Source organism: Aquimarina besae (assembly GCF_042434905.1).
Taxonomy (GTDB): domain Bacteria; phylum Bacteroidota; class Bacteroidia; order Flavobacteriales; family Flavobacteriaceae; genus Aquimarina.
The window spans coordinates 4,852,646-4,866,942 of record NZ_CP170199.1 but is presented as its reverse complement, the minus strand read 5'-3'; the positions used below and the strand labels follow the sequence as shown (position 1 = coordinate 4,866,942).

Genomic DNA, 14,297 nt, shown 5'->3' with positions numbered 1-14,297 from the left:
TATAACGTTTTAGTTGTATTCTAAGCCTAGAATAGGACCTTATTTTACTTGTCAGGACATAAAATAACTGTATTTTTGCACCCTCAAAATAGACTGATTATGACTGAGTTTGTAAGAAAAAGAGTGGCAAATGCCAAAGATGATATTTTATCTGGATTAACGGTGGCGTTAGCTTTAGTTCCCGAAGCGGTTGCTTTTGCTTTTGTAGCAGGAGTAGATCCTTTAGTGGGATTATATGCAGCCTTTATGATTGGATTGATCACGTCTATTTTTGGTGGACGTCCAGGTATGATATCAGGAGCTACTGGTGCACTTGCTGTGGTGATGGTGAGTTTGGTAGCCGAAGGAAATGATATGGGTGCAGAAGGAGAGCAACTCGGATTGTATTATCTTTTTGCTACTGTCATATTAATGGGGATTATCCAGATGTTAGCTGGTGTTTTAAAGCTTGGTAAATTTGTGCGTTTGATTCCGCATCCGGTAATGATGGGATTTGTGAATGGTTTAGCAATTGTAATTTTTCTTTCTCAGTTGGGGATGTTTAAGGAGTATGTAGAAGGGGAAAAAGTTTGGATGCAAGGATCAAATTTAATCTTAATGCTCGGATTTGTATTACTAACAATGGCTATTATGTGGGGATTACCTAAAATTAAGGCAACGGCTAAATTACCCGAAGCTTTGATTGCAATTTTAGTTGTTTCTGCTATTGTTATTTTAGGAAAGCTAGATGTGGCTACAGTGGGTAGTTTTATTAGAGATGGTGGTGGAGAAGGTCTTAAAGGAGGATTGCCACAGTTTCAGTTTGATATTTTTAATAAAGTGCCAATGACTTGGGAAACATTTAAGTTTATAGCTCCTTATGCATTGATTCTCGCAGCTATTGGTTTGATAGAGTCATTAATGACATTGAATCTTATAGATGAATTAACAGAGACAAGAGGAAATTCTAATAGAGAGTGTCTTGCGCAAGGTGGCGCAAATATTGTTACGGGTCTTTTTGGTGGAATGGGAGGCTGTGCCATGATCGGTCAGTCTATTATTAATATCAAAGGTGGTGGGCGAACTCGTTTATCCGGAATCGTTGCTGCGGTTACTTTATTGATGTTTATATTGTTTGCCTCGGGATTGATTGAGCAGGTTCCTATTGCGGCATTAGTAGGTGTTATGTTTATGGTAGTGATTGGTACGTTTGCTTGGTCTAGTTTTAGGATATTGAATAAAATACCCTTAACTGATGCTATTGTACTGATTTCAGTTTCTTTACTAACTGTATTTTTTGATTTGGCAGTTGCAGTAATTGCGGGTGTTATTATGTCTGCATTAGCTTTTGCCTGGGAAAATGCTAAGAAAATTCGTGCCCGAAAACATATCAAAGAAGATGGCACCAAGGTTTATGAAATATGGGGTCCTTTGTTTTTTGGAAGTATTCAGGCTTTTAATTCTAAGTTTGATATAGCAAATGATCCCGAGAACGTAGAGATTGATTTTATAGAATCACGGGTTAGTGATCACTCCGCATTAGAAGCGATTTTCAATCTGGTTGGTAAATATGAAGAAGCAGGTAAAAAAGTTCGTATAAAACATTTGAGCGAAGAATGTCAGGCGTTAATGATTAAAGCTTCTCCTAGATTGGCTAATGTAATAGAACATGATATTGATGACCCAAGATATCACGTGATGGCTAAAGTTATGAAATAAATAAAACGTATATTTCGATAACAAAATCGAAGCTAGTACTACATGGATATTCCTTTTGAACCTGTTGTTTTTGGTGTTAAAGTGAATATCCATCTAGTTTTAGAATATGCTGCTTTTTTTATTGGATTTCGATATTATTTGTATTTAAAGAAAAATACATCTGATCCAATATCTTCTACAAATAGGTTGTCTATAATTATTGGTGCGGTTTTCGGTGCCTTTCTGGGTTCCAGAATCATTGGTTTTTTCGAAGCTCCTTCATCTTTATCTTTTACTCCAGAATATGTAGTGCAAGTATTAAGTGCAAAAACGATAATGGGAGGACTGTTTGGAGGTTTGCTTGGAGTTGAACTAGCCAAGAAAATAATTGGTGAGAAAAAATCCTCGGGAGACTTATTTACGTTTCCGATTATTCTTGGGATAATTATAGGCAGAGTTGGTTGTTTTCTAGCAGGGATCAACGAATTCACTTACGGAAAAGAGACAATTTCTTTTTTAGGAATGGATTTAGGAGATGGTGTGCTAAGATATCCAATTGCACTTTTTGAAGTAATCTTTCTGATGTTGTTATGGATTGTTTTTAAGCGATTTCAAAACAAACTCAATTCAGAGTCAGGGATGCTTTTCAAATATTTCATGATTTCTTATTTTCTGTTTCGTTTTTCGATAGAGTTTTTAAAACCGAATACTTTTTTAATACTAGGACTTAGTAGTATTCAGTATTTATGTATCTTATGCTTGATATATTATCATAAAACGATCCGAAAATTCTTCTATGCCAACTAGAAATTATACGTATTACGATTTTACCTTGAGTTTATGTCCTACCTGTCTAAAAAGAATAGATGCTAAAATTGTTTTTGAGGATGATAAGGTATTTATGTTGAAGCGTTGCCCTGAACACGGGAGATCAAAAGTATTGATAGCAGATGACATTGAGTACTATAAGAATATCAGAAACTACAATAAACCCTCGGAGTTTCCTTATAAATTTAATACAACAACTGATTATGGATGTCCGTACGATTGTGGATTATGTCCTGATCACGAGCAACATTCTTGTTTATCAATCATTGAGGTTACAGATAGGTGTAATTTAACTTGTCCAACTTGTTATGCATCTTCATCACCGCATTACGGAAGACATAGAACGTTGGATGAAATCAAAAAAATGTTGGATACTATTGTCGAAAATGAAAAAGAACCCGATGTTGTTCAGATCAGTGGAGGTGAGCCAACCATCCATCCTCAATTTTTTGAGATCCTTGATTATGCTAAACAATTGCCTATTCGACACTTAATGGTAAATACTAATGGAGTCAGAATTGCTAAGGATATTGGATTTGCTGAACAACTGGCCGGTTATATGCCAGATTTTGAAATTTATTTACAGTTTGATTCTCTAAAAGCTGAGGTTTTACAAAAACTGAGAGGAGAAGATCTAACTAAAATTAGGAAACAGGCAATTAATAATTTAAATCAATTTAATCTTTCTACAACTTTAGTAGTTACCTTAGAAAAAGGATTAAATGATTCAGAAATAGGTGATATCATATCTTTTGCTACCCAACAGAAATGTGTAAGAGGTGTTACACTACAACCTACTCAAATTGCAGGTCGATTGGAAGAATTTGACACCCAAGAGAATCGAATTACTTTGACAGAGGTTCGTAGAAAAATATTAGAGCAGTTTCCTGTTTTTGAATCAGATGATTTAATTCCTGTACCATGTAATCCGGATGCTTTGGTAATGGGTTATGCGTTGAAGGATAAAGATGGAATTATTCCTTTAACACGATATATTAATCCAGCTGATTTATTAGATAACGGTAAAAATACTATAGTTTATGAACAGGATACCGAATTGCACGGCAAAATGCTCGAATTGTTCAGTACCGGAAATTCTGTAGATGTAGCGTCAGAGAATTTAAAATCCATTATGTGTTGTTTGCCGGAGATTGATGCACCGGATCTGGGATACGATAATCTGTTTAGAATTATTATTATGCAATTTATTGATGCATATAATTTTGATGTTAGGGCAATTAAAAAATCTTGTGTTCACATAGTGAATAAGGATTATAAAATTATCCCTTTTGAAACGATGAATTTATTCTATAGAGATGATAAACAAAAGTATTTAGAAGAATTAAGAAAAGAAATGATATGATCAAAAATTCAATTTTTTTAGAGGTAGGAAATCTTGATGGATTAGTATATCTAATCTTATTGATTTTATTAGGTCCACCCATATTTCTGGCACTAATTGGTTTGATTCTCTTTAGAACCAAAAACAGAACGGCAGGAAAAGTGTTTTTTATTCTTGCAGGAGTTTATCTTGTAGTTGGATTAGGGATTTGCGGGGTTTTAATGTCTGGGTTTTAGTTTTAAGCTGTTTTAAAACTATATTTTAATTTTCGAAAGTTAATTAGGGGTAAAAAAATACCGCTATTTTCAAGCAAAAAAATAGCGGTGTGTTGAGTTTGATATATTCAAAAAAATTATGGCAATAATCCCGTAATTTGTGTGGTATCTTTAATGATTGTGTCTTTTGCTTTTTTATCTTCAGTTGCTAATCTAGTATTTTCTTTACTATCTACCATAAAACCATTCTTTATCATTAAAGCCTTGTAAAAATCGGTTTTTGTTTCTTTAGCTGTTGTTTTATTTTTTTTAATTTTAATATCAAAATTGTTTATAGCGATCAGCGTTTCATAAAAATCAACCTTGGTATTCTTAACATCAGTAGCTTCCATCTTTAAAGACTCGATAGATGCAGTTTCCTGAGCATTTACATTAGAGAAAGAGAATAAGATAATGATGGTAAGAATAATGGTTTTCATATTTTGGGGCTTAATGAATTTAATTCCTTTATTTGTACCAAATTTACAGTCAAATAGTTATGTAAAAAAATGTTTTAGAATCTTTTAGATGAAGCGATCTTTTAAATCGATAAACAACACAATTTTTACGGTTTTACCGTATTTTTTAAAACAAAATTTGTGCAAGAAACTATGTTTTGAGTTTTTTTACGCTGAAAATTATTGATGAACAAGGCTGTAACAGGTCTATAGGTAAGAAAAACAATGTTTTATCCCCTGTAGGATAAATATGGTTTAATTATAGTTAAAGATAAAATCTTTCAAACTACATATTTCATTATTCAAATCATTCTTATTCGTAAGTTATCGCTCCTCCTTTTATAAAGACATCAAATAAATCTTCGATTACTTGGGTTGGTATCTCTATCCCATATTCGGTATACATTGCGTCTCTTATATCTATTAGAGATCTTTTGCCATTTGCATAACTGACAATCGTGTTCTGAAAATCATAAATGCGTAATTCTCCAACTTCTCTTTCTCTTAACTGGTTTAATACCTTGTTGATTCCTTCTTCAATTTCTTTATATTTAATAGATTTAAAATCTTCGATAGAGGATAATGCGGCGTAGTACGTAACCAATTCTTTACCTGGAAGTCGTTTGGGGATTAAAGAAGATGCTTTTTCTTCTATGGAAGAAATTTTTCTTTGGAATGAATCAGTCGTTGAAGTATTCACTTTCTCTTGTGCACTTAATCTTAACTGCTGAATACTTAACTTTTCTTTTTCATTATACATATCAATTTTTTGTTGAATGCTTTTTTTTTGATCCTTTCCTTCACTTAAAATAAGACAAGATTTTAGCGCATTTCGTTCTCTTTCATATCCAAATTGTATGATTTTTTCAGCAAAATAAACACTTTGAACAATGTTAGATTCATCGGCTAATAAGATTTCCTTTTTTGCTTTAAACTCATCGTTTTGTAATCTTTTTATTCCATATAATTCAACTAAATCGGCAATATACTGTAGTTGAGGAGTATCGGCGTAAGCAGTCATAATGATCGAAGCTAATCCTGAAAATACAACTCTATGTAGTTGGGTAGGATCTACTTTATCCGGAGTATCTTCACTGGAATGATAAAAATTATCTGGCCAAGTTCCAAATGCAATACCGGGAATACCAAAATCATTAAAGATTTGGTGGTCAGAACCTCTGGTGTAAGGTTCATTGTGCACGTTGATATGATTTCTTGTTCCATTTACAGAAATAATATGAAAATCCTTTCTTTTAGGATATCTTGAGTTATTATAAGTATTTAGGAAGTCTACGATAGACATTGAATATGCATTAATAAAGGATGCATTCCAATCCGGAGTTAAACTAATATCAAAAGAAGAATTGGTTTTAGTAAGATTAGCTCCCAGCATATCCATGTTTAAATTTAGAATTCGCTTTTTAGAGTCATTAGCGTGTCTGGAAAACCAGGCCTCGGTTCCCGAGAATTCCGGTAACCATAAAAAGCGGATAGTTCTTAAGGGTCTTTCAATTTGATTTGTTTCTATAAGGTATTGCAGTGTGCGAACCATTTCAAGGCTTACAGAGCTGCCAGAAGCATTGTCATTAGCACCAGGTTTGTAATGATCTATATGCGCAGTGATAACTATTTCTTCGTTTGGGTATTTAGAGCCAGGAATAGTGCCACTTAATATATTTAGTTCTCCATTTCGGTGTTCTGTATCGATATCAACATAAAGAGTCATTTTTTCATTGGTTTTTAAAACTTCCTGTAGCTCTTTTGCCCTGCGTTGAGAAATCATAAACGCAAATGACTGATTTTCTTTTTCGTCACTCATGGGCATTCCGCTCCAGCCTACCTGATCAGGAAAATCACCTTCCAAGCGATTAGGTTTATCCCAGTATGGAATGGAATAATATGATATGATACCGATTGCTTTTTTCTCCCAAATTGCTTTTCTAATAATCCTATATGGATTACTGGATGTAAGCACAATGTTACCTTCTAGCTTTTTATCTTGATAATCAGAATCAGAAGTTCCAGCACCTATATCAATTAATTCTGTGGTAGTCTGTCTTGAATAGCTATTTGTAGCCAATGACATTGGTAAATCAGCATATGAAGTAATTTTAAATTCATAAGGTGTTTTTGCCCATAACTCCCCTTTTTTGGCAATCCAAAATGGATCTGAACTTTTTCCAAAATATTCGGTTTTGCCATCAGCAGAAAACTTTTCTATAGTTACCTCCTGCAACCCGAATTCTTTTGCTTTGCGAGAAACCCATTCTGTAGCTGTATTGATATCTTTGGTATTTTGTTGCCTATCCCAAGTTGAAATTTGTTGTACGTAAGAATGTGCTCTATCACCAGAACTGTTGTGGATTAGCATCCTGGTAACATCATCTGTAATAATAAGTCCTGTTTTAGGACTAATAGGTCCAAACAGTTCCTTGTTTTTTTTCTGAGCTGAGAGTGTTAGGGATAACAGTGATACTAAAATCACTAAAATATTGTAGTTGTAATTTCTCATTTTTTAATCAAGATGTTGATGTGCGAGATAAGCGGTTATAATTTGATTTACAGAAAGGGAATACTTTTTAAGAAAGTAAATCTATGACAACCAGATTTAAAAATGAATTATATGAACCCTAAATTCGTAAAATTAGTGCCCAAAACATCCTGACCTTGCACTTTTAGCCAATTATTTAAGATTGTGGCATAAATACATCTAAAATCTACCGTATATTTTAAATCACCATTTGCATCCAAATCAGATAGATTAGGTAGTTCGTTATAAATTCCAGGCCTTTTTAATAAACCTCCAATCACAATTACATTATTAGCAGCTCCATGATCCGTTCCAAGACTCCCATTTTGTTTTACGCGACGTCCAAACTCAGAAAAGGTAAGTATTAATGTATCTTTAAACCTGTTATTCTTTTTAAGATCTTTCACCAAAGCTCCAATAGCCTCGGAGTATGTCTTAAGCAATCTGTCCTGACTACTGAGCTGATTAACGTGACTGTCAAAACCACCAAGAGAACTATAGTAAACTCTTGTTTTTAATCCGGATACTATAAAGTCAGCTATTGTTTTGAGGTTTTTAGCAAATGGTGATTGAGGATATTCGGTGTTGGTTTTATACAATTTAGAAGTTTCTTGGATATAAGACGCCGAAGAATAAGTTTCTAACAGGGTTTTATATAGGTACCCTTGATGATTCTCATCCAACATTTCTTTATGCGTATTACTTACAAGATTTTTAAAAAACGGTTCTCGCGTAGTTCTATATAATTGTTTAGAATCAGTAACGGCAATACCGTTCATTCGGTTTCCCTTCATCGCAAGAGATAAGGTACTATCTACTTCTATTGCCTGATACGGATGCTGGCAATTAGCATCGATATATCTGCCTACCCAACCTGTAGATAAATACTGGTTAGTATCACTAGCCGTTTGCCAGATGTCCGTACTTCTAAAATGAGATCTGTTAGGATTAGGATATCCTACATTATTAATGATCGATACTTCTCCCTGATCATATAATTTTGCAATTTCTTTGAGATGATCATTAAAAGATAGATTATTGGTTATTTTTATAGTACGTGCTTCTTTTTTGGCAATATTAGGTCTAAGACTGTGATAGATGTCGTTACTAATAGGTATGATACTATTGAGTCCATCATTGCCACCAGAAAGTTGAATGATAATCACATTTTTATATCCAGATAATTGATCGGGTGTCAGAAATTCCATTCCTTTAAGAAAAGAAGGAACTAGTGCCGTTCCCGATGCAAAAATTGACTGTTTTAAAAAATTCCTTCTGTCCATGATTCTTTAAATGTTAGCAAAGTTGGTATTCTGGCAAGCTCATTAGTTCTATGATGAAGTTTTTAGTGTCTGTTACATCAAGTTTACCAATTACTGCATTAGCACCAGCTGATAATTTAGGTTGTATGACAAAATCTACTAGTTCTTCTTTGCTCTTTGGTTCTAAAGACGATAGGAAGTTATTCCAATTTGGTGTCGCTTTTACTTTTTTCTGAATTTGTGATTTCATCTTTTTATAAAATTGTTGTCTCATCATCGTTGTGGCTTCTTCATCTGTTTCATTATGCCATTCAATCACTCCATTATTTAAGGTTACCGAGGCTAATTTCATTCTTAATAGTAACGTAGAATTGTCGATCCATGATCTTGCACCGGGCCAACCCGCTACATTAGGTGGAAGAAATAACGTTTGATTTAACGTACGTTGCAGATATACAAGGACTTTGGGATCCTTATACACTACCTTAAAAGGTTTGCTAAGTCCTACAATTAATTCTACAGGAGATTTGATTTTAATCCCAATATTTTGAGATTCATAGAACCAATCACTCATAAAAATCTTTCGCATTAGGACTTCCAAATTATAATTGGAGTTATAAAAAGTAAGAACTAAGTCTTCTATATGTTTTGCATTTATTTTTTCATTTACAAAATATCGATAGATCTTTTCTGTGATATATCTGGCAGTTTGTTTTTGATCCAGAAGAATTTTAATAACGTCTTCTCCAGTAAGATTTCCGGTTTTTCCTAAAACCGTTTTGGATCCGAAGTCGTGTTGATTTTTTCTAAAGATAAAAGAACCATTTTTAGAAAAGTTCCATCCGGTAAAGGCTCTTGCTGCTTCTTTGATATCTTTTTCGGTATATCCATTGTCTCTCCCTAGTGTAAAAAGCTCCATGACTTCTCGTGCGAAGTTTTCGTTTGGGTTATTTTTTCGATTTTGTCGGTTATTGAGGAATAATAACATCGCGGGAGATTTTGAAACTTCCATCAACATATCCCCAAAACTTCCTAAAGCACGTTTTCTAATCACATTATTGAGGTGGATACAAGCTCTGGGGGTTCTTAATCGAACGGCAAAATGATCGTGGAAAAACAGTGTCATTTTTTCTCTGAGAACTTGTTTTGTTTCTGTTAATTGTTGTAACCAAAGTATATTGAGTTCTAGCATCTTTTGATTGCGAAGCTTTCGAATTTTTTGACGCTCTTCTCGTGATAAGTTTCTGGGATCTCGAAGCAGCTCGCCAAAATCTAATGATAACGCGGTCTGGTCTTTGCTTTCGGAGAATAACATTTCTACGATATGATTTTTAGAAAGCTTTCTAACAGATTTCAATTCTGAAGGGGTAATTCCGAAACCGGTTCTCCAATAAAGATGTTGTATCTGTTTATCCGATAAAGAAGTATTCATAATCACAGGCTTTATAGTAAGACTGTAATTTGGTTTGAAGGTTTAATGAATCGTCCTAACTTTTATGCTGAATAAGATCCCATTTGTTGCCATATAGATCCTCAAAAACAACAACCGTTCCGTAGATTTCCTCTCTGGGTTCTTCGAGAAAAGATACTCCTTTGGATTTCATGTCACTGTAATCCCTCCAAAAATTATCCGTATATAGGAATAGGAAAACCCTTCCGCCTGTTTGATTTCCAATTGATTTTTCTTGTTCTGGAGTAGCAGCTTCTGCCAGTAGAATTGTAGTCTCAGAATTATTTTCAGGAGCAATGGTAACCCAACGTTTTTTATCACTTAGTTTAGTGTCTTCAATAAGTTTGAAGTTAAGCTTTGCTACATAATAATGAATAGCTTCGTCATAGTTTTTAACGACTAAGGTTATTGCTCCAATATTTCTTTTTACCATTAATCACAGATTATTTCACTTAAGACAGTAGTTTCATTAATGGCATCATTCTGTGTAATATTTTCAGAGAAAATAACAAATCTATCAAGTGCATGAAAGGAAGATCTGGCAGAAACCTCCATCGTATATGTTGCAGGAGTATCAAATTCTACAAAAATATCATGTCCATCATTATCACTTGTAGAGGATTGCCATTTCCATTGGTCAGCAGGACCACTTTTATAAATTTTAAACCAACCATCCTTACTTGCACCATTAGGAGTAGGAGATTGGCCCGTGTCTGCCGGATACACAATGCTTTCTCCTTTCTTTCCGTAAAAACCGGATGCATCTGCAAATCGCAACCACGAATCATTGTGTTCTGTTCCCGATGTACCATTAGTAACTCTAGATCTCCAGATAAACCTGTAGGTTCCGGGATTTGTGATTTTTATTTTGTAAGTAAGAAGGCCATTATCGGGAGCATTTAAAAATTGATTCCCTTTCCATACTAGATAATGTGTTCCAAGAAATCCTGCAACTGCATTTTCTTTTTGCCAATCATTATGGTCTTGAATACTTTCAAATTCTACAACAACTAATCCGTCTTTTTCTTCGTAAACAGCGCTATCTGGACTCTGACAAGTTATAGAACTATCAGTATTATCATCAGATTCATTATCTGTACTACAAGCATAAAGTAGGATAATAGTAAAAATCATTAGTAATCTAGAAATCTTGGATATAGTTTTCATGAAGGTGTTTTTTGGGGTTTTCTAAATTCTATTTTTTTTTAACGATTACAGTGTTAGGAACTAAGCCGGTGTAATCACCTCCATTACGAATTACATCACGAACAATGGACGAAGAGATATAACTTTTTCCTGATGAAGTGAGTAAAAAAACCGTTTCAATCTCAGTCAATTTTCGATTGGTATGTGCAATGGCTTTTTCAAATTCAAAGTCTCCCGGATTGCGTAGACCTCTTAATATAAATTCTGCGTTTTGCTGTTTACAAAAATCTACGGTAAGCCCTTTGTAAGTCATTACCTTTATCTTGGGTTCATCTTTAAATGCTTCTTCTATAAAATGTTTTCTTTCCTCTAAAGAGAACATATATTTTTTTTCAGCATTAACCCCAATAGCCAGAATAATTTCGTCAAAAAGGGTTAGTCCTCTTTCGATAATGTCATAATGTCCTAATGTAATCGGGTCAAATGAACCAGGAAAAACAGCTCTTCTCATAAGTGATCGGTGATAGTTTTTTAATGATAAGTAAAGTTACAAACTTTATGATTAGTATTTTGGCAAATTGCTTATATCTGTTAGTTGTTTTCCTTTATTGCTTCTTCAATAGTGTTAGTTAATAAATCTTGTAAACTGATACCTGCCGCAATTGCCTGTTGAGGTAAAATACTAGCTTCACTAAATCCAGGATTGGTATTCATTTCTACAAAATGCGGTTCGCCATTATGAAAAATATATTCACTTCTAGAAAAGCCTTTCATTTTAAGTATCTGATATATTCTCAAAGCCAAATCTTTTACTTTTCTTTCATCCTCTTTGCTAAGTCTCGCTGGTGTTATTTCTTGTGATTTGCCAAGGTATTTTGCTTCATAATCAAAAAATTCATTTTCAGAAACAATTTCAGTAATTGGTAAAACGGTATCTTTTCCTTTGTAGGTTATAACTCCTACAGAAACTTCTGTTCCACTTAGAAAAGATTCTATAATAATCTCATCATCTTCTTTATATGCAATATCGATAGCAGGAATTAATTCTTGTTCAGTCTTTACCTTGGATACGCCGTAACTGCTTCCTGCTTTATTTGCTTTCACAAAGCAAGGCAATCCTACAGCGTCGATAATAGCTTTTGCGTTTACATCATCTCCTTTGTTGAGAAAATAATTTTTCGCAGTCAGGATTCCGTAAGGTTTTAATACGCTTATACAGTCTCTTTTATTAAAGGTAAGCGCAGCCTGATAAAAGTTGCAAGCAGTTTGCGGAATTCCGATCAGCTCAAAATATGCTTGTAACAAACCATCTTCTCCTGGAGTTCCGTGAACTATGTTAAATGCAGCATCAAAAATTATTTTAGAATTGCCCAGCTGTAATGAAAAATCATTTTTGTCGATTACAGTTTTTTGATCATTGTCATCTACATAAAACCAGGCTTGTTTGGTGATATGAATGCGATAAGCGTTATATAAATTCTTATCCAGATGTTTGTATACCACATTTCCGCTTTTGATAGAAATGTCAAATTCACTGGAATATCCGCCCATAAGGATGGCAATATTTTTCTTCATTTAATGTTGTTTACAAACAAAAATATCATTTATCTAACAACAAAAGATAAAAAGTTTCCATTTTTATATCTTTGCCGAAACTATCAATTAATACATGGATTTTTTTAAAGGACTTTTAAGGTTTATTTGGAGTAAGACATTTCTTATCCAACTTGTAATTGCCATTACTATGGTTGTTATTCTTTGTTTCGTTGCTTTGAAATGGCTAGAAAGTTCTACCAATCACGATCAGAGAATTGTAGTGCCAAGTTTGAGTAAAAAGACATTAGACGAGGTAAAAACATTGCTAGATTCTAAAGACCTGAGATTTGAGGTTCAGGATTCTGCAAACTTTAATCCTGATTTTCCCAGATATTCTGTGATCGAACAAAATCCCGCAGCGGGAAATATGGTAAAGGAAAATAGAAAAATCTATGTGACATTGAATCCTTCGGGATATCGTAAAATTGAGGTGCCTGATGTAATTCGTAAGACTAGAAGGCAAGTGGAGCCCAGATTGGTTGCTCTTGGTTTTAAAATAGGTTCTATCACCTATAAACCTGATCCATCGGATCAGGTGCTGGAGCTAAGACATAAAGGAAAAGCATTGAAACCCGGTGATAAGATAATGAAAACTTCCACTATCGACCTTGTAGTTGGAGACGAAAGTGGGAACTTAAGATTATCTCAATAAACAAGAACTTCAGAAATAAAACACTTTGGAAGAAAATCCTGATATCGAAGATTTAGATCCTAATGAAGATGATCTTTATGAGCATTATCGCTTCGTAGCCGGGGCAGGGCAGGTACCTTTACGAGTAGATAAATTCTTAATGAATTTTGTCGAAAATGCTACCCGTAATAAAATTCAGCAAGCTGCCAAATCTGGAAGCGTTTTTGTAAATGATGTAGCCGTAAAATCCAATCACAAGGTAAAACCTAATGATGTGGTTCGTGTTTTATTCTCACATCCTCCGTATGAGAATTTATTGACTCCGGAGAATATTCCTTTGGATATTGTATTTGAGGACGATGTCTTGTTGGTGGTTAATAAACCTGCCGGAATGGTGGTACATCCAGGTCATGGAAATTATTCCGGAACCCTTATAAATGCTCTGATCTATCATTTTGATAATCTACCAAATAATAGCAGTAATCGACCAGGCTTAGTACACCGAATTGATAAGGATACCAGTGGTTTATTGGTCGTTGCTAAGACTGAGGAGGCGATGACGCATCTGGCAAAGCAGTTTTTTGATAAAACATCAGAGCGCGAATATGTTGCTATTGTTTGGGGTAATCCAACCGAAGACGAAGGAACTATAGAAGGGAATATAGGTCGTCACCCTAAAAATAGATTACAGAATACAGTTTTCGAAGGAGATGACGCAGAAAAAGGCAAACCCGCGGTTACGCATTATCAAGTTTTAGAAAGATTAGGATATGTATCCTTGCTTTCTTGTAAGTTGGAAACAGGGAGAACACATCAGATTCGTGTGCATATGAAGCATATTGGGCATACGCTTTTTAATGATGAACGATACGGTGGAGAAAAAATTCTCAAAGGAACTACATTTACGAAGTATAAACAGTTTGTAGAAAATTGTTTCAAGGTTTTGCCTAGACAAGCTTTGCATGCAAAAACATTAGGATTTGTTCATCCGATAACTGGCGAAAAAATGGATTTCGAAACTTCTATCCCGGAAGACATGGAGCAATGTATCGAACGTTGGAGGAACTATGCTAAGAATCAGTTGTACTAGAATAGAATTGCGTCTAGTCTTTGTCAGATTTTC

Annotated in this window: 14 protein-coding genes; 6 read left to right on the top strand and 8 right to left on the bottom strand. The window is 34.3% G+C overall.

Features of this window, described 5'->3' with window-relative positions; translation table 11 throughout:
• Nucleotides 1-99 precede the first annotated feature (99 nt).
• From ACE94K_RS21490 to ACE94K_RS21475, 4 genes are read left to right on the top strand one after another with little or no spacing between them, the layout of a single operon-like run.
• Nucleotides 100-1,698, top strand: coding sequence for a SulP family inorganic anion transporter (locus ACE94K_RS21490; RefSeq protein ID WP_378177449.1), 1,599 nt, complete (start codon nucleotides 100-102; stop codon nucleotides 1,696-1,698).
• A gap of 42 nt (nucleotides 1,699-1,740) precedes the next feature.
• Nucleotides 1,741-2,484 carry a prolipoprotein diacylglyceryl transferase gene (locus ACE94K_RS21485; RefSeq protein ID WP_378177446.1) on the top strand — a complete coding sequence of 248 codons (744 nt, stop codon included), beginning with the start codon at nucleotides 1,741-1,743 and terminating at the stop codon, nucleotides 2,482-2,484.
• Nucleotides 2,474-3,868 carry a radical SAM protein gene (locus tag ACE94K_RS21480; RefSeq protein WP_378177443.1) on the top strand — a complete coding sequence of 465 codons (1,395 nt, stop codon included), beginning with the start codon at nucleotides 2,474-2,476 and terminating at the stop codon, nucleotides 3,866-3,868. The genes ACE94K_RS21485 and ACE94K_RS21480 overlap by 11 nt, the downstream gene beginning before the upstream one ends.
• On the top strand, nucleotides 3,865-4,083 hold the full coding sequence (locus tag ACE94K_RS21475) for a hypothetical protein (protein WP_378177440.1): 219 nt from the start codon (nucleotides 3,865-3,867) through the stop codon (nucleotides 4,081-4,083). The genes ACE94K_RS21480 and ACE94K_RS21475 overlap by 4 nt, the downstream gene beginning before the upstream one ends.
• A gap of 116 nt (nucleotides 4,084-4,199) precedes the next feature.
• Here ACE94K_RS21475 and ACE94K_RS21470 read toward each other — a convergent pair whose 3' ends face one another.
• The 8 genes from ACE94K_RS21470 to ACE94K_RS21435 all read right to left on the bottom strand — a co-directional run bounded on the left by ACE94K_RS21470 (nucleotide 4,200) and on the right by ACE94K_RS21435 (nucleotide 12,522).
• Nucleotides 4,200-4,541, bottom strand: a complete 342-nt coding sequence (locus ACE94K_RS21470; RefSeq protein ID WP_378177437.1) for a hypothetical protein — start codon at nucleotides 4,539-4,541, stop codon at nucleotides 4,200-4,202.
• Nucleotides 4,542-4,872: 331 nt separating this feature from the next.
• Nucleotides 4,873-7,071, bottom strand: coding sequence for a DUF4910 domain-containing protein (locus tag ACE94K_RS21465; RefSeq protein ID WP_378177434.1), 2,199 nt, complete (start codon nucleotides 7,069-7,071; stop codon nucleotides 4,873-4,875).
• Nucleotides 7,072-7,178: 107 nt separating this feature from the next.
• Nucleotides 7,179-8,372, bottom strand: a complete 1,194-nt coding sequence (locus ACE94K_RS21460) for a DUF1501 domain-containing protein (protein WP_378177431.1) — start codon at nucleotides 8,370-8,372, stop codon at nucleotides 7,179-7,181.
• A gap of 13 nt (nucleotides 8,373-8,385) precedes the next feature.
• A complete protein-coding gene (locus tag ACE94K_RS21455) occupies nucleotides 8,386-9,783 on the bottom strand; it encodes a DUF1800 family protein (RefSeq protein WP_378177428.1) in 1,398 nt (465 codons plus the stop codon).
• A gap of 55 nt (nucleotides 9,784-9,838) precedes the next feature.
• Nucleotides 9,839-10,234: a VOC family protein gene (locus tag ACE94K_RS21450; RefSeq protein WP_378177425.1), complete on the bottom strand. Its 396-nt coding sequence runs from the start codon at nucleotides 10,232-10,234 to the stop codon at nucleotides 9,839-9,841.
• Nucleotides 10,234-10,968 (bottom strand): hypothetical protein, encoded by a 735-nt coding sequence (locus tag ACE94K_RS21445; protein ID WP_378177423.1) that lies wholly within the window; start codon nucleotides 10,966-10,968, stop codon nucleotides 10,234-10,236. Before ACE94K_RS21445 ends, ACE94K_RS21450 begins: the two co-directional genes overlap by 1 nt.
• 28 nt (nucleotides 10,969-10,996) lie before the next feature.
• Nucleotides 10,997-11,458 carry a pantetheine-phosphate adenylyltransferase gene (gene coaD, locus ACE94K_RS21440; RefSeq protein WP_378177420.1) on the bottom strand — a complete coding sequence of 154 codons (462 nt, stop codon included), beginning with the start codon at nucleotides 11,456-11,458 and terminating at the stop codon, nucleotides 10,997-10,999.
• Between the two features lie 80 nt (nucleotides 11,459-11,538).
• Nucleotides 11,539-12,522: a D-alanine--D-alanine ligase gene (locus ACE94K_RS21435; protein ID WP_378177417.1), complete on the bottom strand. Its 984-nt coding sequence runs from the start codon at nucleotides 12,520-12,522 to the stop codon at nucleotides 11,539-11,541.
• A 94-nt stretch (nucleotides 12,523-12,616) separates the two neighbouring features.
• Here ACE94K_RS21435 and ACE94K_RS21430 point away from each other — a divergent pair, with 94 nt between their 5' ends.
• Nucleotides 12,617-13,195 (top strand): PASTA domain-containing protein, encoded by a 579-nt coding sequence (locus tag ACE94K_RS21430; RefSeq protein ID WP_378177414.1) that lies wholly within the window; start codon nucleotides 12,617-12,619, stop codon nucleotides 13,193-13,195.
• Nucleotides 13,196-13,220: 25 nt separating this feature from the next.
• On the top strand, nucleotides 13,221-14,264 hold the full coding sequence (locus ACE94K_RS21425) for an RluA family pseudouridine synthase (protein ID WP_378177411.1): 1,044 nt from the start codon (nucleotides 13,221-13,223) through the stop codon (nucleotides 14,262-14,264).
• Nucleotides 14,265-14,297: the final 33 nt, after the last annotated feature.

What these genes read in the sequence shown, in the direction of transcription:
- ACE94K_RS21450 (WP_378177425.1), bottom strand. Translation starts at nt 10,234, where the DNA reads ATGGTAAAAAGAAATATTGGAGCAATAACCTTAGTCGTTAAAAACTAT.
- ACE94K_RS21435 (WP_378177417.1), bottom strand. Translation starts at nt 12,522, where the DNA reads ATGAAGAAAAATATTGCCATCCTTATGGGCGGATATTCCAGTGAATTT.
- ACE94K_RS21465 (WP_378177434.1), bottom strand. Translation starts at nt 7,071, where the DNA reads ATGAGAAATTACAACTACAATATTTTAGTGATTTTAGTATCACTGTTA.
- ACE94K_RS21455 (WP_378177428.1), bottom strand. Translation starts at nt 9,783, where the DNA reads ATGAATACTTCTTTATCGGATAAACAGATACAACATCTTTATTGGAGA.
- ACE94K_RS21445 (WP_378177423.1), bottom strand. Translation starts at nt 10,968, where the DNA reads ATGAAAACTATATCCAAGATTTCTAGATTACTAATGATTTTTACTATT.
- ACE94K_RS21430 (WP_378177414.1), top strand. Translation starts at nt 12,617, where the DNA reads ATGGATTTTTTTAAAGGACTTTTAAGGTTTATTTGGAGTAAGACATTT.
- ACE94K_RS21460 (WP_378177431.1), bottom strand. Translation starts at nt 8,372, where the DNA reads ATGGACAGAAGGAATTTTTTAAAACAGTCAATTTTTGCATCGGGAACG.
- ACE94K_RS21480 (WP_378177443.1), top strand. Translation starts at nt 2,474, where the DNA reads ATGCCAACTAGAAATTATACGTATTACGATTTTACCTTGAGTTTATGT.
- coaD (WP_378177420.1), bottom strand. Translation starts at nt 11,458, where the DNA reads ATGAGAAGAGCTGTTTTTCCTGGTTCATTTGACCCGATTACATTAGGA.
- ACE94K_RS21475 (WP_378177440.1), top strand. Translation starts at nt 3,865, where the DNA reads ATGATCAAAAATTCAATTTTTTTAGAGGTAGGAAATCTTGATGGATTA.
- ACE94K_RS21470 (WP_378177437.1), bottom strand. Translation starts at nt 4,541, where the DNA reads ATGAAAACCATTATTCTTACCATCATTATCTTATTCTCTTTCTCTAAT.
- ACE94K_RS21485 (WP_378177446.1), top strand. Translation starts at nt 1,741, where the DNA reads ATGGATATTCCTTTTGAACCTGTTGTTTTTGGTGTTAAAGTGAATATC.
- ACE94K_RS21490 (WP_378177449.1), top strand. Translation starts at nt 100, where the DNA reads ATGACTGAGTTTGTAAGAAAAAGAGTGGCAAATGCCAAAGATGATATT.